Here is a 22,486-nt window from a genome sequence, read left to right as displayed (position 1 = left end):
GCGCGTCAGCGCGCCTGCCGCGCCATCTCCCGCAGCGCCGAACGCTTCGGCCCGACCAGCCGGCGGATCGCCAGGTAGAAGACCGGGGTGAAGAGCAGGCCGAAGACGGTCACGCCCATCATGCCGAAGAACACCGCGCTGCCCACCGCGCGGCGCATCTCGGACCCAGCGCCGGTGGCGATCACCAGCGGCAGCACGCCGAGGATGAAGGCGAGCGAGGTCATCAGGATGGCGCGCAGCCGCAGCTGGCAGGCCGCCACCACCGCATCCAGCGCGGTCTCGCCGTCCTCCTCCCGCTGCTGGGCGAATTCGACGATGAGGATGGCATTCTTCGCCGCCAGCCCGACCAGCACGACGAAGCCGATCTGGGTCAGGATGTTGACGTCCTGCCCCAGCAGCCGGACGCCGAGCGTCGAGGTCAGCAGGCACATCGGCACGATCAGGATGACCGCGAATGGCAGGCTCCAGGACCCGTACTGCGCCGCCAGCACCAGGTAGACGAACAGCACGCACAAGGGGAAGACCAGCAGGCCGGCATTGCCGCTCTGCGTCTGTTCGTAGGACAGCTCGGTCCATTCGAAGCGGATGCCGTCCGGCAGCACCTGCCGCGCCACGCGCTCCACCGCGGCGATGGCGGCGGCCGAGCCGGTGCCGGGCAGGATTTCCCCGGCCACCTCGGCCGCCGGGTACAGGTTGTAGCGCGGCACCCGCTGCGCCCCGGTGATGTCGCGCAGCGTCATCACGTTGGCCAGCGGCACCATCTGGTCCTGCGCGTTGCGGGTGAAGACCCGGGCGAGGTCGGTCGGGAGCCGGCGGAATTCCGGCGAGGCCTGCGCCACCACCCGCCAGTTGCGGCCATAGGCGGTGAAGTCGTTGACGTAGGAGGATCCGAGCAGGGTCTCGATGCTCTGGCTGAGGCGGGCGACCGGCACGCCCAGCATCTCGATCCGGCTGCGGTCGATGTCGACGGCGACCAGCGGCGCGTCGACCTTGAAGGGCGTGTAGACGCCGGCGAGGCCGGGGGTGCGGCCCAGGGCAGCGACCAGGGTATCGGCGGCGGCGGCCAGCACGGCGGTGCCGCGGCCGGTGCGGTCCTCCAGCCGCAGCGCGAAGCCGCCGCCGCTGCCGAGCCCAGGGACCGCCGGCGGCGGGATCACCAGCACGCTCGCCTCCTGCAACACGTCCAGCCGCTGGCGCAATTCGCGCAGGATGCGCGCCGCCGTATGGCCTTCCGGCAGGCGTTCCTCCCAGGGGGCGAAGACCGGCGTCAGCGTGCCCTGGTTGCTGCCGGCGGTATTGGTCGCGCCAGACACCCCGGCCAAAGCGGAGACGCTGGCGATGCCCGGGATTTCCCGCGCGATGGCGGCGGCGCGTTCCACCACCTCGGTCGTCCGGGCGAGCGAGGCGCCGCCGGGCAGTTCGATCGAGACCGTGGCATAGCCGCGGTCCTGCGCCGGGACGAAGCCCTGCGGCGTGGTGGCCAGCAGCCCGCCGGCTCCGGCGATCAGCAGCGCATAGAGCGCCAGCATGGTCCAGGTCCGCGGCGCCAGCCGCCGGGTCAGCCCCGCATAGCCGCGCGCCAGCCGGTCGAAGCCGCGGTTGAACCGGGTCAGCGCCCAGCGCAGCAGCCGGGCCGGCCCATGCCGGCGCGGCGGCGGGCGGGGGGGCTCGTGCCGCAGGATCAGCGTCGCCAAAGCCGGGCTGAGGGTGAGCGAGCAGAAGCAGGACAGCGCGGTGGCGACCGCGATGGTGACGGCGAATTGGCGGAAGAACCGCCCGGTGATGCCTTCGAGGAAGGCGGTCGGCACGAAGACCGCACAGAGCACCAGCGCGATCGACAGCAGCGCGCCGCCGACCTCCAGCATGGTCGCGGTGGCGGCACGCTGCACCGAGGTCTCGGTGCGCAGGTGGCGGTCGACATTCTCGACCACCACGATGGCGTCGTCGACGACGATGCCGACCGCCAGCACCAGGCCGAACAGCGTCAACACGTTCAGGGTGAAGCCGAAGGCGATCATCACCCCAAAGGTGCCGATCAGCGAGACCGGGATGGCCAGGATCGGGATGGTCGCGGCACGCCAGTTCTGCAGGAAGATCAGCACCACGATGACGACGAGGAACACCGCCTCCCCGATGGTCACCGCCAGCTCGCGCACGCTCTCGGCGACGAAGCGGGTCGGGTCGTAGGCGATCTCGGCGGTGATGCCGGCAGGGAAGCCGCCGGCGATGGCGGCGAGCCGTTCGCGGATCTGCCCGGCCGTCGCCAGCGCGTTCGAGCCCGGCCGCTGGGTGATCGCCAGCCCGACCGCCGGCCGTCCCTGCAGGGTGCTGGCGGTGGTGTAGGAGGCGGCGCCCAGTTCCACCCGGCCGATGTCGTGCAGCCGAAGCAGCCTGCCGTCGGCGTCGGCGCGGATGACGATGGAATCGAATTCCGCCGCATCGGCCAGCCGGCCGCGGAAGGTGAGGTTGGGCTGGAAGGCCTGGTCGGCGACCGGCGGCTCGGCGATCTGGCCGCCGGCGACCTCGGCATTCTGGGCCTGGATGGCGGCGACCACGTCCTCGGCGATGATGCCGTTCGCCGCCATGCGGCCGGGGTCGAGCCAGATGCGCATGGCATAGTCGCGCGCGCCCTGCATGTCGATGTCGCCGATGCCGTCGATCCGCAGCAGCTCGTCCCGCACCTGGCGCAGCGCGTAGTTCGAGACATAGAGCTGGTCGTAGCTGCCATCGGGCGAGCTGACATAGATCACCATCAGCCGGTCGGTGGCGAGCTTGCGGGTGGTGACGCCCCAACGCCGCACTTCCTCCGGCAGCCGCGGCAGGGCGGCGGCGACCGCGCCCTGCACCAGGATCTGCGCGCGGTCCGGGTCGGTGCCGAGCCGGAAGGTGACCGTCAGGGTCATCCGCCCATCGGCGGTGGACTGCGACGACATGTACAGCATGCCCTCGGTGCCGTTCACCTCCTGCTCGATCGGGGTCGCCACGGTATCCGCCACCACCTGGGCGGAGGCGCCTGGATAGGTGGTGGCGACCACCACGGTCGGCGGCACCACGTCCGGGTATTCCGAGATCGGCAGCGACAGCATCGACAGCCCGCCGACGATCAGCAGCACCAGCGACAGCACGCAGGCGAGGACCGGCTGGCGGACCGAGAGGACGCCGAGGTTGCTCAGGGGCGGGCGTCCGAGATGGCGCGCGCGCCCGGGATCCGCTGCGGGGTGACCGGCTGCCCGGCGCGGACGCGCATCATGCCGCCGACGACGATCTCCTCCTCCCCACGCAGGCCGTCGCGGATGACCCGCAGCCCGCCCTGCAGCGGACCGAGCTGGACCTGCCGCGCCTCCGGCGTGTCGGCGCCGTCGAGCACGTAGAGCACCCGACGCGACTGGTCGGTCGCCACCGCCGCGTCGGGGACCAGCAGCGCCTGGTAGGGCGCGCTGGCGATCAGCCGGACGCGGGCGAAGCCGCCGGGCACGAAGATGTCGTGCGGGTTGTCGAAGCGGGCGCGCAGCCGGATGGTGCCGGTGCCGGCATCGGCCTCGTTGTCGACGAAGACGATGCGGCCGTGGTGCGGGAAGCCGGTCTCGTCCGCCAAGGCGAGCTGCACCGGATTCTGCACCTCGCGGGACGAGGGCCGGTCGCCGCGCTGGGCCAGCCGCACGTAGCGCAGCGCCGAGGCCTGGTCGAGGTCGAAGCTGAAGTCGATCGGGTCCATGGTGACGATGGTGGCGAGCAGGGTCGCCGAGCTGGCCTCGCCGCCCGACACCAGGTTGCCGGGGCTGACCAGATGGCGGCCGATGCGGCCGTCCAGGGGGGCACGGATCGTGGTGAATTCCAGGTCGAGCCGGGCCCGCTGCAGCGCGGCGTCGGCCTGGATGACCAGGGCCTTGCTGTTTTCCACCGCCTGCACGCGCTGCTCGAGAGCGGCTTCGGACGCGGCGCGGTACTGCAGCAGGTTCTTCGCCCGATCGTATTCCTGCTGCGCCAGCGTGGCCTGCGACCGGGCGCCGGTCAGCCGCGCCTCGGCCTCGGTCACCGCGGCGACGAAGGGGCGCGGGTCGATGCGGAACAGCATGTCGCCGCGCTTCACCACCTGGCCGTCGGCGAAGGAGATGCTGTCGAGATAGCCGCTGACCCGGGCGCGCAGCTCGACCCGTTCGGTGCTGACGAAGCGGCCGGTGAACTCGTCCCAGTCGGTGACCTGCTGGCGGACCGCCCGGGTCACGGTGACGGAGGGCGGCGCCATCGGCGGGGCCTCCTCCTCGTGGCTGTCGCAGCCGGCGTTGGCCAGCGCCAGGGCCAGCGCCAGCGCCAGGCGCATGCGATGCCGCGCGGGTCGCCCCGGTGCCGCCGCCGCAGATTCTCCAAACAGTCGCATCGCATCTCCGCCTGCGGCACCAGGTCAGGCATGGACAGCATGGCCCGGCCAGGACCACGGACTGCTTTGACGAGTTGGTGAGAATGCGACGCGTGGGCAGAAACCCTACCGGGGGTAGGATGATCACCAATCTGTCTCAGCGGATGCGCGCCGCGTCCAAGCCGATGCGGGGCTTGCCGGTCGGCGGCTTTACGGACAAAGCACCGCATCTCCTTGGATGGTTCAGGTGCCATGACCCAGCCCGACCCGCGTCTCGCCGAACTGGCCGGCATCATCGAAGGTCGCGGCCACGGGCGGTACGGCCTTGCCGCCATCAACCAGCGGCAGCATGCGTTGCAGGCCGCCTGGCTGGCGGAGCAGGAGGACGCCGGGCCGGCGCTGGTGACCGCGGCGCTGTTGCACGACATCGGCCACATGGTGCACGACCTGGGACAGGCCCCGGCCGCCGCCGGGATCGACGACCGGCACGAGGAACTCGGCCAGGCCTGGCTGGTCCGCTGGTTCGGCCCCGCGGTGACCGAGCCGGTCCGCCTTCATGTCGCGGCCAAGCGCTACCTCTGCGCGGTGGAGCCGGATTACTTCGCCAGGCTCTCCCCGGATTCGGTGCTCAGCCTGTCCTTGCAGGGCGGCCCGATGTCGGCCGCGGAGGTCACCGCCTTCGAGGCCTTGCCGGGATCAGCCGCCGCGGTGCGGCTGCGCCGCTGGGACGAGGCCGCCAAGGTTAGGGGGCTGGAGACCCCCGGCTTCGCGCATTTCGCGCCCTATGTCGCGGCCTGCCTGGAAGCGGAGCGATCGGTGGACTAGGTCGGCAAGATCGGGGAGGGAAAGGTATTCCCTTCCCCAAACCCCTCCCTTCCTCTCTGTGGGTCGGCACCTGCCGCGACGCGAGTGCCGACTGAGAGAAACGGAGGAGGGTCCAGGGAGGATACTTCCGCCCTGGCCTTGCCTCGGCCCCGCGCTGAAAGCGCCTTCAGCGCCGCCGCAGCGCCGGCGCCAGGCTGCGTTCGAAGAACGCGATGAACTCCCCCTGGCGCGGCCCGACCTGGGTCAGGATGATGTGGTCGTAGCCGGCCTCGATGAATTTGCCGATCGCCTCCAGATGCACCTCGGCCGAAGGGCCGCAGGTCACCTGCTGCGCGACGATCTCCGGCGTCACATGCTTGGTCGCCGCGGCGAAGCCGAGGGTATTGGGCAGCTCCGCCTGCACCGGCCAGCCGGTGACCGCCCAGCGGAAATAGTGGTGCGCCGTCTTGCGCGCCTCCTCCTCGGACGGCGCCCAGCACATCGACACCTCGGCATAGCGCGGGCCGCTGCCGCCGGCGGACCGGAAAGCCTCCACCAGTTCGGGCTTCGGCTCGGTCACCACCAGCCCGTCGGTCTTGCGCGCCGCCAGCCGTGCCGCCTGCGGCCCGCCGGCCGCCATCACCACCGGCGGCTTCCGGTCTGGCCGGTCATAGAGCCGCGCCTGATCGAGCTGGAAATGCTGGCCGCGGTAGTTGGTGAGCTCACCCGTAAGCAGGCCCTGGATGATGTCGATCGCCTCCGACAGCCGCTCATGCCGCTCGCCGGCCCCAGGCCAGCCCTGGCCGGCGACGTGCTCGTTCAGCCGCTCCCCGGCGCCGAGGCCGAGGGTGAAGCGGTCGTCGCTGAGCAGCGCGATGGTCGCCGCGCCCTGGGCGATGATCGCCGGGTGATAGCGCATGATCGGGCAGGTCACCGCCGTCATCAGCCCGATGCGGGAGGTCGCCTGCGCCAGCGCGCCGAGCACCGACCAGGCCAACGGCGCATGGCCCTGTTCCTCCACCCAAGGGGAGAAATGGTCGGAGATGGCGGCGAGGTCGAATCCGGCCTGTTCGGCCAGGACCAGGTTGCGCACCAGGTCTTTCGGCCCGTGCTCTTCGGACATCAGTTTATAGCCGAGCTTGATCATCGCCGGGGGCTCCGTTTGGGGGGGCTGGTCCCCCAACGCGGCGATGGGGCGATTGTTCGTCCCTGCCGCGCGGCGCCCCGGCCGGGCCTAGCCGATCGGATCCAGCACGACCACCGGGATCTCGCGGTCGGTCTTCAGCGCGTAGTCGGCATAGGGCGGCCAGAATTCCAGCGCCTGCTGCCAGAGCCGGGCGCGCTCCTCGCCGGTCGCGGTGCGCGCCTTTGCCTTGGTCTTCAGCGTGCCGACCTGCACCTCGACCTCGGGGTTGGCGAGGATGTTGCGGTACCAGCCGGGATGCTCCGGCGCGCCGCCCTTCGAGGCGACGATGACCCAGCCCTTGCCGACATCGCCGTAGAACAGCGGGAAGATGTAGCGGTCGCCGGACTTCCGGCCGGTGGTGGTCAGCAGCAGGGACGGCACCGTCATCTCCTGCCGGCCCGGCGGGGTCACGGTGTACATGTGGCCGTCGGTGCCGCCGCTCGAGAGGTAGCGGTTGGCGTGTTCCACCATCCATTCCGGCAGGTTCGGGGCAAGCCTCGCTTCGGTCATGGTCGCATCTCCCTGGGGTCGGCTGCAGCCTAGACCAGCCGGCGGCCGCGGCGATACAGGGCCGAAGGCGTTTGCCTAATCCCCGCTGGGCAGGCTTTGATCACCCAGCGCCGCGGCTGCGACGGCACGGGATGGAGACGTCATGGCGCAAACCCTGAAAGCCACGGGACGCGGCGCATCCGCAGGTTGCGATGGCCGGTCGCCGCGCCGCGGCAGCGGCGACCCGGCCCCTCGCCGGCCCATCGCGGCGGCCGGACCATGACGGCGACGGATGCCGGCGCCAGGGGCGGTCGGCCGCAGCGCAGCGAATTGTCGGTCCCCGCCAGTGCGGAACGGTTCTTCGCCAAGGCCGCCGCCGGCGCGGCGGATGCCGTGGTGCTCGACCTGGAAGACGGGGTGACGGAGGACCGCAAGGACGCGGCGCGGCAGGCCGCCATCGGCGCATTGGGCACCATCGACTGGGGCGACAGGATCATGTCGGTCCGCGTCAACGGCATCGGCACGCCCTGGTGCCACCGCGACATCGTGGAGGTCGCCACCGCCTGCCCGCGGCTCGACCGGATCGTGCTGCCGAAATCCGCCGAGCCCTTCGACATCCGCTTCGTCGCAGCCCTGCTCGACGGCATCGAGGCTGCCCGCGGCGGCGGCCGACGGATCGGCATCGCCGCCCTGGTCGAGACGCCGAAGGGGGTCGGCCAGGTCGAGGCGATCGCCGCAGCGCATCCGCGGCTGGAAAGCGTGATCTTCGGCCTCGGCGACTACATGGCGGAGATGCGGACGCCCGACAGCACGGTGGGCGCGCCGAACCCCGACTACGCCATGCCGGCCGAGCCGGCGCCGCACCTGAACGACCAATGGCACTATGCCCTGGCCCGCATCGCCAATGCCTGCCGCGCCGCGGGGGTGCGGCCGATCGACGCGGTCTATGCCGACTACCGCGACGAAGCCGGGCTGCGGGCCTCGGCGCAGCGGTCGCGGGCGCTGGGCTACGCGGGCAAATGGGCGATCCACCCGGATCAGGTGGCGCCCATCAATGCGGTCTTCGGCCCGGATGCGGCGCGGGTCGCCTGGGCGCGGCGGGTATTGGCTCTGCTGGAGGGATCGTCCGGCGCGGTGGGGGAGGCTGGGATCATGGTCGATGCGGTGCATGCGCGGATGGCGCGCGAGATCCTGCGGCAGGCGGGGTCGCCGGCATGACCGCGCCGCAGCCCATGGCCGGCGTCAAGGTGCTCGACGTCGCCACCTTCCTCGCCGCCCCCTTCGCCGGCACGATCATGGCCGATTTCGGCGCCACGGTGCTGAAGATCGAGCACCCGAAACTCGGCGACCCGATGCGCGCCTTCGGCACCCCGACGGAATGCGGCGACACGCTCGCCTGGCTGAGCGAGGCACGCAACAAGCAGTGCATGACGCTGGACCTGCGCCACCCGGACGGCGCCGCGGTGTTCCGCAAGCTGATCGCGCAATCCGACGTGCTGCTGGAGAATTTCCGCCCCGGCACGCTGGAGAAATGGGGCCTCTCGCCCGACGGCCTGCGGGAGATCAACCCGCGCCTGGTGGTGCTGCGGGTCAGCGCCTATGGCCAGACCGGGCCGAAGCGCGGCCTGCCCGGCTTCGCCCGCGTGGCGCATGGGTTCGGCGGGCTGAGCTACCTGGCCGGCGAGCCGGATGGCCGTCCGGTGGTGCCGGGCTCGACCTCGCTGGCCGACTATCTCTCGGGCATCTGGGGCGCGCTCGGGGTGCTGCTGGCGCTGCGGGTCGCAGACCGCACCGGCCAGGGCCAGGATGTCGATATCGGCTTGTATGAATCGATCTTCCGGCTGCTGGACGAGACCGCGCCGGCCTATGCCCGCCATGGCACCATCCGCGAGCGCATGGGCGCCGACGTGCCGACCGTGGTGCCGCATGGCCACTGGCAGACCAGCGAGGGCCGCTGGGTCGCCATCGCCTGTACCAGCGACAAGATCTTCGCGCGATTGGCGGAGGCGATGGGCCGGCCCGAACTGACCGCGGCCGACCGCTATGCCACCACGGCGCAGCGCATCGCCGCGCGGTCGGAGGTCAACGGCATCGTCGCCGACTGGGCGGCGACGATGACGATGGAACAGCTCGGCGCCGCCTGCGACGCGGCCGAGGTGCCCTGGGGCCCGATCAACAGCATCGCCGACATCTTCGCCGATCCGCAGATCGCCGCCCGCGGCAACCTGCTGCGCATCATCGACGAACGCGTGGGCGAGCTGGTGCTGCCGGCACCGGTGCCGACCCTGACCGCGACGCCGGCGACGCTCCGCCACGCCGGCCGGGCCCGCGGCGCCGATACCGATGCGGTGCTCGGCGAATGGCTCGGCCTGGCGCTCGGCGACATCGCCGCGCTGCGCGCCGGCGGCGCGGTGTGACGGCGCCGGTCAGGCGGCGGTGAAGCCGCCATCGACCACCAGGCCGGCGCCGTTCATGTAGGCGGCGTCGTCCGAGGCGAGGAAGACGATCCCCTTGGCGATGTCGAGCGGCACGCCGAGCCGGCCCCAGGGGATGGTGTCCGAGACCTGCTGCCGCACCGGGCCTGGGTCGTTGCTGCCGGTCCGCCGGGCGCGGGCCATGAAGGTCTGCTCCCCCATCTCGGTCTGGATGACGCCGGGATGGATCGAGTTCACCCGGATGCGGTAGCCCTTGCGGCCGAATTCCAGCGCGGCGGATTTGGTGAAGAGCGTCACGCCGCCCTTGGTCATCGAATAGAGCGGGTCGAGCTGCGAACCCACCAGCCCGGCGATCGACGCCAGGTTGACGATGGCGCTGCCATGCTCGCTGGACGCCGCCGCCGCGCGCAGCGCCGGGGCGGCCAGCTTGGTGCCGAGGAAGACGCCGGTCATGTTCACCGCGACCAGCTTGTTCCAATCGTCGAGGCTGATCTCCTCAATCGACTTCCCGATGAAGACGCCGGCGTTGTTGACCAGGACGTCGAGCTTGCCGAAGCGGCTGGTGGCCAGCTCGATCGCGGCGGTCCAGTCGGCTTCCCGCGTCACGTCGAGATGGATGTAGTCGGCCTGGCCGCCGGCGGCGCGGATCGCCTCCACCGTCTGCCGGCCGGCGTCGTCCAGCACGTCGGCGACCACCAGCTTCGCGCCGGCCTCCGCCATCAGCGCCGCGGTCTCCGCGCCGATGCCGCGCGCGGCGCCGGAGATGAGCGCGACCTTGCCATCGAGACGATTCATCTGGGCGTTTCCTCGACCTGCGGGTGCTGTCGCCCGCTTCCGCCGGCCAGCCTATGGCGCGGCGGGCCCGCGGGAAAGTCTCCCGCTCCGCAGACCCCACCCTTCCTTTTCCCGGGTCGGAATTCGCCGCGCGGCAGGTGCCGACCCAGAGAAGTATCCTCCCTGGCCTTACCGCCGCTCGAAGTCCAACCGTTCCTCCACCGGCAGCCCCGCCAGGTGCCGGCGCAGGCAGTCGAGCCCGAGCTCCGCCGCGCCGAGCCGCACCCATTCCCGCCCGCCGACCAGCTTGGCCTCGCGCAGCAGGCTGCCGTTCGGATCGGCGAGGCCGATGCTGATGCTGCCGGCCGCCTGGGCGCCTTCGCCCTCCATCGTTACCAGCACGGCCAGCGCATGGCTGGCGCCGCTCGCCGCCCGCAGCGCCAGTGCCACCGCCGGCGCCGCGGCGGCATCCGGCGCGAGGCCGACCGCGGCGGCAAGCTGGCCCGGGTCGCGGCTGACCACGCCGCGGCGGAACAGCGTCTCGGCGCCGTCCAGCTGCAGCAGGCGGGCGGCGATGCTGCCGCCGGTGAAGCTCTCCGCCACCGCCAGCGTGCCGCCACAGCCGCGCAGCGCATCCAGCACGACGGATTCCAGCGTGTCCCGATCCTCGGCGAGGATGAAATTGCCTAAGCGCCGGCGCACCTCGGCCTCCAGCGGCGCCAGGATGGCATCGAGCGTGGCCGCATCGGCGCCGCGCGCCGCCAGCTTGGTCTCCAGTTCCGGGTAATGCGCCTGGAAGCCGAGCTTCACCGTGCCGGGCGGCGCCATCGCCTCGATCCCCGCCAGCATCTCGTCGGCGCGGGATTCGCCGATGCCGAAGGAGTGGAAGCGCTTCAGCCTCGCCACGCCGGGCAGCCCGGCGCTGGCCAGCAGGCGCGGCATCACCTGCTCGTCCAGCATGCGGCGCATCTCGCGCGGCACGCCGGGGGTGAAGTAGAAGCGCGCGCCGTCGATGGTCACCGCGAAGCCGCAGGCGGTGCCGATCGGGTTGTCGATGAACTCGGCGCCGTCTGGCAGCATGGCCTGCTTGCGGTTGTTGGCCGGCATCGCCCGGCCCCGCCCGGCATAGAAGGCCTCCATCCGGGCCAGCCAGGGCTCGTGCAGCACCAGCGGCACCCCGGCGGCCTCGGCCGCGACCTCCTGCGACAGGTCGTCGACGGTCGGGCCGAGCCCGCCATTGACGATGACGGCGTCGGCGCGGGCCGCCGCCTGGCGGAAGGCGGCCAGCAGGCTGGCGCGGTCGTCGCCGACGGTGGTGCCATGCACCACTTCCAGCCCGGCCTCGCCCAGGCGCTGCGCGATGTGGCTGTAATTGGTGTTGATCGTCTTGCCGGTCAGGATCTCGTCGCCGGTGCAGAGTATCTCGATGCGCATGCCGTTGCCTCCGTGGCCCCGGTAAGGCGGCCGGCCCGCCCGGCTGTCAAGCCGGCCGGACATACTGGCTTGCGGGCGGAGCGGCTTGGCGCACAGGATGGCCGGCCGGCGGCAGCGCCGGGAACGGGAGAGAGCAATGTCCTCAGCCATGAAGCTCGCCGGGGCGGACATGTCGGATGCCGAATGGCAGACGCGCTGCGACCTGGCCGCGCTCTATCGTGTCGTGCACCACCTCGGCTGGACCGACCTGATCAATACCCATATGTCGGCGCGCGTGCCGGGGGAGCCGGACACCTTCCTCATCAACCGCTACGGCGAGATGTTCGACGAGGTCACCGCATCTTCCCTGGTGAAGATGGATCTCGCCGGCAACGTCATCGGCGACCAGGGCCGCTTCAACGCCGCCGGCTTCACCATCCATAGCGGCGTCTACAAGGCGCGCCCGGATGCGAATTGCGTGCTGCACACCCATACCCGCGCGGGGGCGGGCATCTCGGTGCTGCGCCGCGGGCTGCGGCCGATCAGCCAGGATGCGCTGCATGTGCTGGACGACGTGGCCTACCACGATTACGGCGTGCCGACCTCGGTCGAGGAGTGCGAGGCGCTCGGCGTCACCTGCCAGCAGGGCAGTTGCGTGGTGCTGCTGAACCACGGCCTGCTGACCTGGGGCGAGACCATCCATGGCGCGCTGATGCGGCTGTATATGCTGGAGCGCGCCTGCGAGGTCGAGCTGATGGCCCGGCAGATGGACGAGCCGCCGGTGGTGATCGAGCCGCATGTGCAGGAACGCGCCAAGGCGCGCATGAAGAAGCTCCGCGGCACGCCGGACTACGGCCTGCTGGAATTCCAAGGCCTGGTGCGCACGGTGGACCGGCAGGGCGCCAAGTACCGCTGCTGAGCCGGCAAGGCCGGCCACGAAACGAAGAAGGGGAAACGCCGTGACCGAGATCAGCATCCTGGCCAGGGGCCTCGGCTTCCCCGAAGGCCCCGTCGCCATGGCGGATGGCAGCATCCTCCTCACCGAGATCAACGGCGGCTGGATCACCCGGGTCGGCGCCGATGGCAAGGTCACGCGTCTCGGCCAGGCCGGAGGTGGGCCGAACGGGCTGGCGCGCGCGCCGGATGGCGGGCTGATCCTCTGCAACAACGGCGGCAGCAAATACCTGCCCGACAGCTTCATGGGCCAGGGCCCGTCCGACGACTACGAATACGGCTCCGTCGAGCGGGTCGATCCCGTCAGCGGTGCGCGGCACCTGCTGTACAAGGCGGCGAACGGGCACAAGCTCTCGGCACCGAACGACCTGGTCTTCGACCGGCATGGCGGCTTCTACTTCACCGATCTCGGCAAGCGCTACCACACGTCGCGCGACCACGGCGGGCTCTACTACGCCATGCCGGACGGGTCCTCGGTGCGGGAGATCGCCTATCCGATCCTCAGCGCCAACGGCGTCGGCCTCTCGCCGGATGAGCGCACGGTCTATGTCGCGGATACCGAGCCGGCGCGGCTCTGGGCCTTCGACATCGAGAGCCCGGGCGTGCTGCGCAAGCAACCCTTCCCCTCGCCGCATGGCGGGCGCTACCTCGGCGCCGCGCCGGGCTTCGCCCGCTTCGACAGCCTGGCCGTGACGGCCTCCGGCAACGTCTGCGTCGCCACGCTGGTCACGGGCAGGATCACTGTCTTCGCCCCCGACGGCCGGCTGCTGGACCAGGTGGCGATGCCCGACACCCACCCGACCAATATCTGCTTCGGCGGCGCCGACATGCGCACCGCGACCATCACGCTATCGGGCTTGGGCGAGCTCGGCCAGATGCGCTGGCCGGAGCCGGGGCTGCGGCTGAACTTCCAGGAATAGCGGCTACAGCCCGCGGATCAGCGCCGCCCAGCGGTCGAGGATCGGCAGGATGGTCGCCGCCTTCTCCGAGTCCAGCGACACCACCACGCGGGAGACGCCGAGGTCGCGGTAGCGCCGGAGCGTGTCGAGGTCCTCCGGCGCGCCGAAGGTGGAGACCGGCACCTCCGCCAGGTCGCGCCCGGCCTCCGCCGCCATCCCGCGGAAGGCGACCAAAGCGTCTTCCAGCGGCGCGCGGCCGGCGATCGGGATCCAGCCATTGCCGTAGCGCAGCGCCCGCCGCGCCCCCTGCGGAAAGGCGCCGCCGACCAGGATCGGCGGGTGCGGCTTCTGTACCGGCTTGGGCCAGGCCATGATCGGCGCGAAGTCGACGAATTCGCCGTGGTACTCGGCCTTCGATTTCGTCCAGATCTCCTTCATCGCCTCCACCCTTTCGCGCACCAGCTTGGCGCGGGTGTCGAAGGCGGTGCCGTGGTTCTCCATCTCCTCCCGGTTCCAGCCGACGCCGATGCCGAACAGGAAGCGGCCGCCGGAGACCTGGTCGAGCGAGGCGACCAGCTTGGCGGTCTGGATGGTGTCGCGCTGGTTCAGCAGGCAGACGCCGGTGCCGAGCAGCAGGGTGGTGGTCGCCGCCGCCGCCATGGTCAGGCTGACGAAGGGGTCCATGACGTCGTAGTAGCGCTTCGGCAGCTCGCCGCCGCCGCCCCAGGGGGTCAGGCGGGCGGCGGGAATATGCGAATGCTCCGGCGCCCAGACGGATTCGAAGCCGCGTTCCTCCAGCGCGCGGGCCAGCGCGGCGGGCGTCATCGAATAGTCGGTGAAGAACATCGAGGCCCCGAACTGCATGTCCCGCTCCCCCGTCGCAGCCTTGTGGCGGGAAGCCTATCGCCCGCGCCGGGCGCCGGCAAACCGCCCATTGCCGCGCCGGCAGGCGGCGCTGCCCAGAAGACGGTCGGTTCCGGTCCGCCGTGGCGCCAAGCGGCAGCGGCACCGGCTTGCCGGCGCCGGGCGGCGCGGGCAGGCTGCCGCGATCATGGCGACGCCCGCCCTCGAGCTCATCGGCCTGCGCACCGAGTTCCGCATCCGCGGCGCCTGGCATGCCGCGGTGCGCGACGTCTCGCTGCGGCTGAAGCGCGACGAGACGCTGGCCCTGGTCGGCGAGAGCGGCTGCGGGAAGAGCGTCACGGCGCTGTCCGTCATGGGGCTGGTGCAGCCGCCCGCCGGCCGCGTCGCCGCCGGCCGCATCCTGCTGGACGGGGAAGACCTCGCGGGGCTGGAGGATGCCGCCCTGGAACGCCTGCGCGGCGACCGCATGGCGATGATCTTCCAGGAGCCGATGACCAGCCTGAACCCGGTGATGACGGTGGGCGACCAGGTGGCGGAGAGTCTCCGCATCCATCGCGGCCTGTCGCGCGCCGCCGCACTCGACCGCGCCGGCGCGCTGTTCGAGGAGGTGAAGATCCCCTCGGCCAGCCAGCGGCTGCGCGAATACCCGCACCAATTCTCGGGCGGCATGCGCCAGCGGGTGATGATCGCCATGGCGCTGGCCTGCGAGCCCGCGGTGCTGCTGGCCGACGAGCCGACCACGGCGCTCGACGTCACCATCCAGGCGCAGGTGCTGGGGCTTCTGGCCGATCTGCGGACGAAGCACGGCATGGCGGTGCTGTTCATCACCCACAACCTGGGCGTCGCGGCGCAGATCGCCGACCGCGTGGCGGTGATGTATGCCGGGGAGATCGTCGAGCAGGGCCCGGTCGGCGCCATCTTCGCCCGGCCGCTGCACCCCTATACGCGGGCGCTGTTCGCCGCGGTGCCACGGATCGACCTTTCGGGCCAGGCGCTGTCCGCGATCGGCGGGCGGGTGCCGGCGCTGGATGCCATGCCGGCGGGCTGCCGCTTCGCGCCGCGCTGCCCGCTGGCGCGCCCGGGCTGCGAGACGCCGCAACTGCTGGCCGAGGTGGCGGCCGGCCATGCCGCGCGCTGCCATGTCGCGCATGGTTGAGGCCGATGTCCTGGTGGTCGGCGGTGGCGGCGCCGGCTGTTCCGCCGCGCTGCACCTGGCGAAGCGCGGCGCCCGCGTGGTGCTGCTGGAACGCGGCCTGGTCGGCGGCCAGGCCTCCGGCGTCAACCATGGCGGCGTGCGGCAGCAGGGCCGCAACCCGGCGGAGCTGCCGCTGGCGCGGCGGTCCCGCGCGATCTGGGCGCGCATGGCCGACCTGATCGGGACCGATGCCGAATTCGATCCCAGCGGCCACCTGAAGCTGGCCCGCAGCGCGGCGGAGGAAGCCGAGCTGCTGCGCTGGAACGCCATCGCCGAGCAGCATGGGCTGCGGCCGCGCATGGTCGGCCGCAACGCCATCCGTGCCGAACATCCCTGGCTGGGCGAGCAGGTGATCGCCGGCAGCCTGCTGGAGGAGGATGGCTCGGCCAATCCCCGGCTGCTGGCGCCGGCCCTGGCCGCGGCGGCGCGCAAAGCGGGCGCGACCATCCTGGAAGGCCATGCAGTGGCGGAGATGGCGCATGACGGCACCCGCTTCCGCGTCACTGCCAACGACACCGGCTTCGTCGCACCGGTGCTGCTGAACTGCGCCGGCTTCTGGGGCGCCGCGGTGGCGGCGCGCTTCGGCGAGCGCGCGCCGATCGAGGCGCTGCACCCCAACATGCTGGTGACCGAGCCGCTGCCGCATTTCTGCCGGCTGAACATCGGCGTGGTGGGCGGCGATGTCTACCTGCGGCAGATTTCGCGCGGCAACGTCATCCTGGGCGGCGGGCGCGGCGAGGGCGACCCGGCGGTGCCGATGTCCCGCCCGCGCCCGGACAGCGGCGCGGCGGCGATGGAAAAGGCGGTGCGGCTGATCCCGCGCCTGGCGGATGCGCTGATCATCCGCAGCTGGACCGGCATCGACGGGCTGACGCCGGACGTGCTGCCGGTGATGGGGCCGAGCCGCACCACGCCCGGGCTGTTCCACGCCTTCGGCTTCTCCGGCCATGGATTCATGCTGGGGCCGGCGGTGGGCGAGGTGCTGTCGGAGCTGGTGCTGGACGGGCACAGCGACGTGCCGCTCGACGCATTCGATATCGGCCGCTTCGCCCCACGGGCGGACGCGGCCACAGGCCGGGGGACGGAATGATGAAGGCTTTGCGCGCGGCACTGCTCGGCATGGCGCTGGCGATCGGATTGCCATCGGGGAGCCAGGCGCAGACCTTGCGCGTGGGCATGGCGGCGCAGGATGTCGGCCGGCTGGACCCGCATTTCGCCACCTCCACCATCGACCGCGTGGCGGTCGGCTGGATGTTCAACGGCCTGGTGCGCTTCCCGCCCGGCAGCATCGACCCGGCGGCGATCGAGCCCGACCTGGCCGAGCGCTGGGAGAGCGGCGCCGACGGCAGGACCTGGACCTTCTTCCTCCGCCGCGGCGTGCAGTTCCATGGCGGCTTCGGCGAGCTGACCGCGGACGACGTGGTCTTCAGCCTGAGGAAATCCGCCGCCGCCGCGACCTCCGCCTTCTCCGCCGATTTCCGCGCCTTCGAAAGCGTCGAGGCGGTCGATCCCTATACGGTGCGGATCGTGCTGCGCGAGAACGTGCCGAGCCTGCTCGGCATCCTGACCAATTACTCCGGCGGCTACATCGTCTCGAAGCGCGCGGTGGAGCAGAAGGGCGAGGGCTTCGCCCGCGCACCGGTCGGCACCGGGCCCTTCGCGCTGCAGGGCGTGACGCCGAACCAGAGCGCCGAGCTGGTGGCGCATGCCGGCTATTTCCGCGGCAAGCCGCAGATCGCCGGCATCTCCTACCGCTTCATCCCGTCCGATGCCTCGCGCGACCTGGCCTTCCAGAACAAGGAGCTCGACCTCAACTACGGCCGCGCCGACCAGACCTGGGCGACCCGGGTGCGGGCGCTGCCGGGCGTGACGGTCGATGTGTTCGAGCCGGCCGAGCTCGCCATGCTCCACCTCAACATCACCCAGGCACCCTTCAACGACATCCGCGTGCGGCAGGCCATGGCGCATGCGGTGAACCGGGCGGAGCTGTCGCGCTGGCGCGGCCCCGACGTGAGCCGCCCGGGGCAGAGCCTGGTGCCGCGCGGCTACCTGGGCTTCACCGCCGAGAACGGGCTGCCGGGCCACGACGTGGCGAAGGCGAAGGCGCTGCTGGCCGAGGCCGGCTACCCGAACGGCCTGACCATCAAGGTCATCCACACCCAGTTGCCGGAGATGCTGAACATGATGCAGGTGGTGCAGCAGCAGCTGCGCCGCGCCGGCATCACGCTCGACCTGCAGGTGGTGGAGCATGCCACCTTTCACCAGCAGATCCGCCAGGACCTCTCACCGCTGGTCTACTACTCGGCGGCGCGGTTCCCGGTGGCCGACATCTACCTCAGCCAGTTCTTCCACGGCCGGTCGATCGTCAAGACGCCGACCGCGGTGACCAATTTCTCCCATTGCAACCAGGCCGATGCGCAGATCGATGCGGCCCGGGTCAGCACCGACCCGGCGGCGCAGCTGAAACTGTGGGCGGAGGCGCAGCGGACCCTGGTGAAGGAAGTCTGCGCCGTGCCGCTGGTGGAGACGCTGCTGGTCTTCGCCCGGCGCGACACGCTGGATTACGGCTACAAGCTGGTGGGGTCGATGGGCCTCGGCCCGCAGATCACCGAGCAGTCGCGGCTGCGCTGAATGGCCTTCTTCGTCGCCCGTCGCCTGCTGGCCGCGGTGCCGACCCTGCTGGCGGTGCTGACGCTGATCTTCGTCATCGTCCGTATCGTCCCCGGGGACCCGGCGCTGGTCATTCTCGGCGACCAGGCGACGCCGGAGGCGGTGGCGGCGCTGCGGGCCAAGCTCGGCACCGACCAGCCGCTGCCGGCGCAGTATGCCGCCTTCATGGGACGCGTGCTGGTCGGCGATTTCGGCGCCTCCATGGTCACCGGCCGGCCGATCACGGCGGAGGTCGCCGCCGTGCTGCCGCACACCATCGACCTGACGCTCGCCGCCATGGTCTTCGGCATCGTCATCGGCGTGCCGGCCGGCATCGCGGCCGCCCTGCACCGCAACGGTGCCATCGACCTCGCCGCGCGGATGCTGTCGCTGCTCGGCCTGTCCTTCCCGGTCTTCGTCTCCGGCATCTTCCTGCTGCTGGCCTTCGCGCTGCACTGGCAGGTCTTCCCGGTGATCGGCAACGCCGACCTCGGCGATCCGCTCGATCGGCTGCACAAGCTGATCCTGCCGGCCATCACCCTCGGCCTGGTCATGGCCGCCTACATCACCCGCGTCACCCGCAGCGCCATGCTGCAGAGCATGGGGGAGGATTTCATCCGCACCGCCCGCGCCAAGGGCGTGCCGCGGCGCCGCATCGTCTGGGTGCATGGCCTGCGCAACGCCGCCATCCCGATCGTCACCGTGGTCGGGCTCTATGTCGGCATCCTGCTGGGCAATTCGGTGCTGACCGAGATCGTCTTCAACCGTCCCGGCCTCGGCAAGGTCATCGTCGGCGCGCTGAACCAGCGCGACTACACCATGCTGCAGGGGCTGATGGTGATCTACTGCGTGCTGATCGTGGCGGTGAACACCATCACCGACCTGCTCTACGGCATCATCGACCCGCGGGTGAAGGCATGAGGCGCCTGGCCGGCAACCCGACCACGCTGGTCGGCGCGCTGCTCTGCCTCGGCATCCTGCTCGCGGCGGCCCTTGCCCCCTGGATCGCGCCCTTCGACCCGGCGGAACAGGACATCATCGCCCGCCTCCAGCCGCCCGGCGGCGACTATGCGCTGGGCACCGACCAGTTCGGCCGGGACATCCTCTCGCGCCTGCTGTGGGGCGCGCGCATCTCGCTCACCGTCTCGCTCGGCGCCATCGCCGCGGCCATGGTGGTGGGCGGGGCGATCGGCCTGATCTCGGGCTATGTCGGCGGCCGGACCGACCTGTTCACCATGCAGGTGATGGACGTGCTGCTGTCCTTCCCCTCGCTTATCCTCGGGCTGATCGTGGTGGCACTGCTGGGGCCGGACCTGCAGAACCTCATCATCGCCATCGCGCTCACCGCCATCGCCCCTTTCGCCCGCATCGCCCGCGCGCCGACCTTGGCGCTGAAGGAACGCGCCTTCGTCGAGGCCGGGCGGGCGCTCGGCTTCAGCCATGCCCGCATCCTGTTCCGTCACATCCTGCCCAATATCCTGCCGGAGGTGCTGGTGATGGGCACGCTCTGGCTCGCCACCGCGGTGCGGGTCGAGGCCTCCCTGTCCTTCATCGGCCTCGGCGCCAAGCCGCCGACCGCCACCTGGGGCGGCATGACGCGGGACGGGTTCGAGAACATCCTCGACGCCCCCTGGCTGGCGATCTTCCCCGGCCTCGCCATCCTGTTCCTGGTGCTGGGGCTGAACATGGTCGGCGACGGCCTCCGCGACGCCACCGACCCGCGGCTGCGCCATGAATGAGCCCCTGCTGACGGTGGACGGGCTGCGCAAGCACTTCACCACCACCAGCGGTTTCCCGCGCCGCCGCACCGTCACCGTCCGCGCCGTGGAGGACCTCTCCTTCAGCATCGCCCGCGGCGAGGCCTTCGGCCTGGTTGGCGAAAGCGGTTGCGGCAAGTCCACCGCCGCCCGCGCCCTGCTGCGGCTCATCGAACCCGATGCCGGCCGCGTGCACTGGCGCGGGGAGGACCTGCTGGCGGCGCGCGGCGCCGCATTGAAGGCGCTGCGGCGGCGCATGCAGATCGTCTTCCAGGACCCTTATTCCTCGCTCGACCCGCGCCAGACCATCGGCGCCGCGCTGGTCGAGCCGATGCGCGTGCACGGCCTCGCCAGCGGCGCCGGGGCGCGCCGCCGCGCCGCCGCGCTGCTCGAGGAAGTGGGCCTGCCGCCCGCGGCGCTCGACCGCTACCCGCACGAGTTCAGCGGCGGCCAGCGCCAGCGCATCGGCATCGCCCGCGCCCTGACGGTGGAACCGGAGCTGATCGTGGCGGACGAGCCGGTCAGCGCGCTCGACGTCTCGGTCCAGGCGCAGGTACTGCTTCTGCTGCGGGAGTTGCGCGAGCGCCGCGGCCTGTCCTTCCTGCTGGTCAGCCACGACCTGGCCGTGGTGCGCTGGTTCTGCGACCGCGTCGCGGTGATGTATCTTGGCCGCATCGTCGAGGAAGGCCCGGCCGCCCGCGTGCTGGAAGCGCCGCTGCACCCCTATGCGCGGATGCTGCGCGATGCCTCCCCCATCCCGGACCCGGCGCGGCGCGGCGCCCTGCCGCGCATCACCGGCGAGATCCCCTCCGCCGCCAACCCGCCGCCGGGCTGCCCCTTCCACCCGCGCTGCGGGCACGCCATCCCGGCCTGCGCCACCAACCTGCCGCCGCTGCGCGACCTGGGCCAGGGCCGCCGCGTCGCCTGCCTGCGCGCCGAGGACATCATGGAGAAGGTGGCATGAGGCTGCAGCGCGTGCTGGACCAGGACCGCGCCGAATTGCGCTTCCAGCTCGATGGCGAGACGCTCACCGCCCGCGCCGGCGACACGCTGCTCACCGCCATCCTCGCCGCCGACGCCGGCTGGCTGCGCAACAGCGAATTCGGCGACGGCAAGCGCGCCGGCTTCTGCCTGATGGGGGCCTGCCAGGACTGCTGGGTGACGGTGGAAGGCCAGGGCCGCCGCCGCGCGTGCGGCACGCTTGTCGTGGCGGATATGCAGGTACGCCGCAGATGAGGGTCGCGGTGGTCGGCGCCGGCCCTGCCGGGGTACGCGCGGTGGAACAGCTGGTCCGGGCCGGCCTGACGCCGGCCTGGATCGACGAGGCGCCGGATGGCGGCGGCCGCATCTACCAGCGTCCGCCCGCCGGCTTCCGCCGCGACGCACGCGCCCTCTATGGCTTCGAGGCGCGCCGTGCGACAGTGTTGCACGCCACGCTCGACGCGCTGAAGCCGCGCACCGAATGGCGGCCGGACACGCTGGTCTGGAACATCCGCCCGAAGGCGCGCGTGCTGGACCTGATGCAAGACGGTGCGCAGCAGGCAGTCGGCTACGATGCCGTGCTGCTCTGCACCGGTGCGATGGACCGCGTCATCCCCCTGCCGGGCTGGACCCTGCCGGGGGTCGCCACGCTCGGTGCGGCGCAGATCGCGCTGAAGGCGCAGGGCTGCGCCATCGGCCGGCGCGTGGTGTTCCTGGGCACCGGCCCGCTGTTGTGGCTGGCCGCCTATCAATATGCCAGGGCGGGCATCGAGGTCGCGGCGGTGCTGGACACCACCCGCTTCGCCACCAAGCTGGCCGCCGCGCCCGGCCTGCTGCACGGGCCGGCGACGCTGGCCAAGGGTCTTTACTATACGGTATGGCTGCGGGCCCGGGGCATCCCCGTCGTCGAGGGCGTCGTGCCGCTCGCGGTCGAAGGCGACGATGGCGTGACCGCGCTACGCTGGCGCGATGCGGCCGGCGCCGAACACCGTACCGGATGCGACGCGGTTGGCATGGGCTGGGGGCTGAAGCCGGAGGCGCAGCTTGCCGACCTTGCCGACGTGCCCTTCGACTTCGACCCCTTGCAGCATAACTGGGTGCCGCGCCGCGACCTGGCCGGGCGAACGCCGGTGACAGGCCTCTACCTCGCCGGCGACGGCGCCGGGATCGGCGGGGCGGAGGTTGCGGAACTGGCCGGCGCCCGCGCCGCGCTGGCGCTGCTGGAGGATGCCGGCCATCCCGCGGATGCCGCGCAGGTCCTGCACCTGGACCGCGCGCTGCGCCGCCAGGCCCGCTTCCGCGCCGCGCTGGAACGCGCCTTTCCGTTTCCCGCCGGCCTGGCTGCCGAGATGGCCGACGCCACCATCCTCTGCCGCTGCGAGGCGATCACCGCCGGCGAATTGCGCGCCGCCGCCGCATCGCCCACCGGCCCGGCGCCGGAAGCGAACCGCGCCAAGGCCATCACGCGCATCGGCATGGGCCGCTGCCAGGGTCGCGTCTGCGGACCGGCCGGGGCAGAGGTGCTGGCGGCGGCGCTCGGCTGCACCACGGCCGCGGTCGGCCGGCTGCGCGGCCAGCCGCCGGTCAAGCCGATCCCGATCCCGGCGACGGCCGCCGCCTGATCTGGCCCGCATATTGCGTAAGGCTTGCCGCATCAAGCCACGCGGGGCGGCCTGCCGGCCTGCCTGCACAATCCGCGCGCGCTTAGCCGGAGCGGGAGCGAGAAACC

At 71.7% G+C, this 22,486-nt stretch carries 20 protein-coding genes; 13 read left to right on the top strand and 7 right to left on the bottom strand.

The annotated features are described in order from the left end of the window. Positions 1-5: 5 nt before the first annotated feature. Positions 6-3,173: an efflux RND transporter permease subunit gene (locus ACFQS7_RS18450; RefSeq protein ID WP_380068709.1), complete on the bottom strand. Its 3,168-nt coding sequence runs from the start codon at positions 3,171-3,173 to the stop codon at positions 6-8. Beyond that, the gene (locus tag ACFQS7_RS18445) at positions 3,170-4,321 is read right to left on the bottom strand and encodes an efflux RND transporter periplasmic adaptor subunit (RefSeq protein ID WP_380068708.1); all 1,152 of its coding nucleotides are present in this window, start codon (positions 4,319-4,321) and stop codon (positions 3,170-3,172) included. The genes ACFQS7_RS18450 and ACFQS7_RS18445 overlap by 4 nt, the downstream gene beginning before the upstream one ends. A gap of 288 nt (positions 4,322-4,609) precedes the next feature. On the opposite strand from ACFQS7_RS18445, the gene ACFQS7_RS18440 reads away from it, so the two are divergent. Beyond that, positions 4,610-5,182, top strand: coding sequence for a phosphonate degradation HD-domain oxygenase (locus ACFQS7_RS18440; protein ID WP_380068581.1), 573 nt, complete (start codon positions 4,610-4,612; stop codon positions 5,180-5,182). Positions 5,183-5,348: 166 nt separating this feature from the next. Here the strand turns inward: ACFQS7_RS18440 and ACFQS7_RS18435 are convergent, their stop codons facing one another. Continuing rightward, positions 5,349-6,308 (bottom strand): TIGR03557 family F420-dependent LLM class oxidoreductase, encoded by a 960-nt coding sequence (locus ACFQS7_RS18435; RefSeq protein ID WP_380068580.1) that lies wholly within the window; start codon positions 6,306-6,308, stop codon positions 5,349-5,351. Between the two features lie 87 nt (positions 6,309-6,395). Next, positions 6,396-6,857, bottom strand: a complete 462-nt coding sequence (locus ACFQS7_RS18430; RefSeq protein WP_380068579.1) for a nitroreductase family deazaflavin-dependent oxidoreductase — start codon at positions 6,855-6,857, stop codon at positions 6,396-6,398. 258 nt (positions 6,858-7,115) lie between these two features. Here ACFQS7_RS18430 and ACFQS7_RS18425 point away from each other — a divergent pair, with 258 nt between their 5' ends. Beyond that, on the top strand, positions 7,116-8,054 hold the full coding sequence (locus tag ACFQS7_RS18425) for an HpcH/HpaI aldolase/citrate lyase family protein (protein ID WP_380068578.1): 939 nt from the start codon (positions 7,116-7,118) through the stop codon (positions 8,052-8,054). Further along, positions 8,051-9,253, top strand: coding sequence for a CaiB/BaiF CoA transferase family protein (locus ACFQS7_RS18420; RefSeq protein WP_380068577.1), 1,203 nt, complete (start codon positions 8,051-8,053; stop codon positions 9,251-9,253). The genes ACFQS7_RS18425 and ACFQS7_RS18420 overlap by 4 nt, the downstream gene beginning before the upstream one ends. Before the next feature lie 9 nt (positions 9,254-9,262). On the opposite strand, the gene ACFQS7_RS18415 is transcribed toward ACFQS7_RS18420, so the two are convergent. Beyond that, the gene (locus ACFQS7_RS18415; protein ID WP_380068576.1) at positions 9,263-10,066 is read right to left on the bottom strand and encodes a glucose 1-dehydrogenase; all 804 of its coding nucleotides are present in this window, start codon (positions 10,064-10,066) and stop codon (positions 9,263-9,265) included. A 168-nt stretch (positions 10,067-10,234) separates the two neighbouring features. Further along, positions 10,235-11,479, bottom strand: a complete 1,245-nt coding sequence (locus ACFQS7_RS18410) for a CinA family nicotinamide mononucleotide deamidase-related protein (RefSeq protein WP_380068575.1) — start codon at positions 11,477-11,479, stop codon at positions 10,235-10,237. Between the two features lie 136 nt (positions 11,480-11,615). Here ACFQS7_RS18410 and ACFQS7_RS18405 point away from each other — a divergent pair, with 136 nt between their 5' ends. Together ACFQS7_RS18405 and ACFQS7_RS18400 are read left to right on the top strand one after the other, a co-directional pair. Beyond that, entirely contained in the window at positions 11,616-12,377 is a 762-nt protein-coding gene (locus ACFQS7_RS18405) for a class II aldolase/adducin family protein (protein ID WP_380068574.1), read from the top strand. A 40-nt stretch (positions 12,378-12,417) separates the two neighbouring features. Further along, on the top strand, positions 12,418-13,332 hold the full coding sequence (locus ACFQS7_RS18400; RefSeq protein ID WP_380068573.1) for an SMP-30/gluconolactonase/LRE family protein: 915 nt from the start codon (positions 12,418-12,420) through the stop codon (positions 13,330-13,332). 3 nt (positions 13,333-13,335) lie between these two features. On the opposite strand, the gene ACFQS7_RS18395 is transcribed toward ACFQS7_RS18400, so the two are convergent. Beyond that, entirely contained in the window at positions 13,336-14,175 is an 840-nt protein-coding gene (locus ACFQS7_RS18395) for an LLM class F420-dependent oxidoreductase (protein ID WP_380068572.1), read from the bottom strand. A 187-nt stretch (positions 14,176-14,362) separates the two neighbouring features. Between ACFQS7_RS18395 and ACFQS7_RS18390 the strand changes: the two genes are divergently transcribed. Genes ACFQS7_RS18390 through ACFQS7_RS18355 form a run of 8 tightly spaced genes read left to right on the top strand, consistent with a single transcriptional unit; the run spans position 14,363 to position 22,379 of the window. Continuing rightward, a complete protein-coding gene (locus ACFQS7_RS18390) occupies positions 14,363-15,331 on the top strand; it encodes an ABC transporter ATP-binding protein (RefSeq protein ID WP_380068571.1) in 969 nt (322 codons plus the stop codon). Next, positions 15,315-16,460: an NAD(P)/FAD-dependent oxidoreductase gene (locus ACFQS7_RS18385; RefSeq protein ID WP_380068570.1), complete on the top strand. Its 1,146-nt coding sequence runs from the start codon at positions 15,315-15,317 to the stop codon at positions 16,458-16,460. Before ACFQS7_RS18390 ends, ACFQS7_RS18385 begins: the two co-directional genes overlap by 17 nt. Further along, positions 16,457-18,001, top strand: coding sequence for an ABC transporter substrate-binding protein (locus ACFQS7_RS18380; RefSeq protein ID WP_380068569.1), 1,545 nt, complete (start codon positions 16,457-16,459; stop codon positions 17,999-18,001). The genes ACFQS7_RS18385 and ACFQS7_RS18380 overlap by 4 nt, the downstream gene beginning before the upstream one ends. Beyond that, positions 18,002-18,940, top strand: a complete 939-nt coding sequence (locus tag ACFQS7_RS18375; RefSeq protein ID WP_380068568.1) for an ABC transporter permease — start codon at positions 18,002-18,004, stop codon at positions 18,938-18,940. Next, positions 18,937-19,758, top strand: a complete 822-nt coding sequence (locus tag ACFQS7_RS18370) for an ABC transporter permease (RefSeq protein ID WP_380068567.1) — start codon at positions 18,937-18,939, stop codon at positions 19,756-19,758. The genes ACFQS7_RS18375 and ACFQS7_RS18370 overlap by 4 nt, the downstream gene beginning before the upstream one ends. Further along, positions 19,751-20,740 (top strand): ABC transporter ATP-binding protein, encoded by a 990-nt coding sequence (locus ACFQS7_RS18365; protein WP_380068566.1) that lies wholly within the window; start codon positions 19,751-19,753, stop codon positions 20,738-20,740. Before ACFQS7_RS18370 ends, ACFQS7_RS18365 begins: the two co-directional genes overlap by 8 nt. Further along, positions 20,737-21,012, top strand: a complete 276-nt coding sequence (locus ACFQS7_RS18360; protein ID WP_380068565.1) for a (2Fe-2S)-binding protein — start codon at positions 20,737-20,739, stop codon at positions 21,010-21,012. Before ACFQS7_RS18365 ends, ACFQS7_RS18360 begins: the two co-directional genes overlap by 4 nt. Then, positions 21,009-22,379 carry an FAD-dependent oxidoreductase gene (locus ACFQS7_RS18355; RefSeq protein ID WP_380068564.1) on the top strand — a complete coding sequence of 457 codons (1,371 nt, stop codon included), beginning with the start codon at positions 21,009-21,011 and terminating at the stop codon, positions 22,377-22,379. The genes ACFQS7_RS18360 and ACFQS7_RS18355 overlap by 4 nt, the downstream gene beginning before the upstream one ends. Positions 22,380-22,486 lie beyond the last annotated feature (107 nt).

This window comes from Dankookia sp. GCM10030260 (assembly GCF_042666655.1).
Taxonomy (GTDB): Bacteria; Pseudomonadota; Alphaproteobacteria; order Acetobacterales; family Acetobacteraceae; genus Paracraurococcus.
Note: the sequence above shows the minus strand (reverse complement) of the source record. Positions and strands in the feature narration are given on the sequence as shown.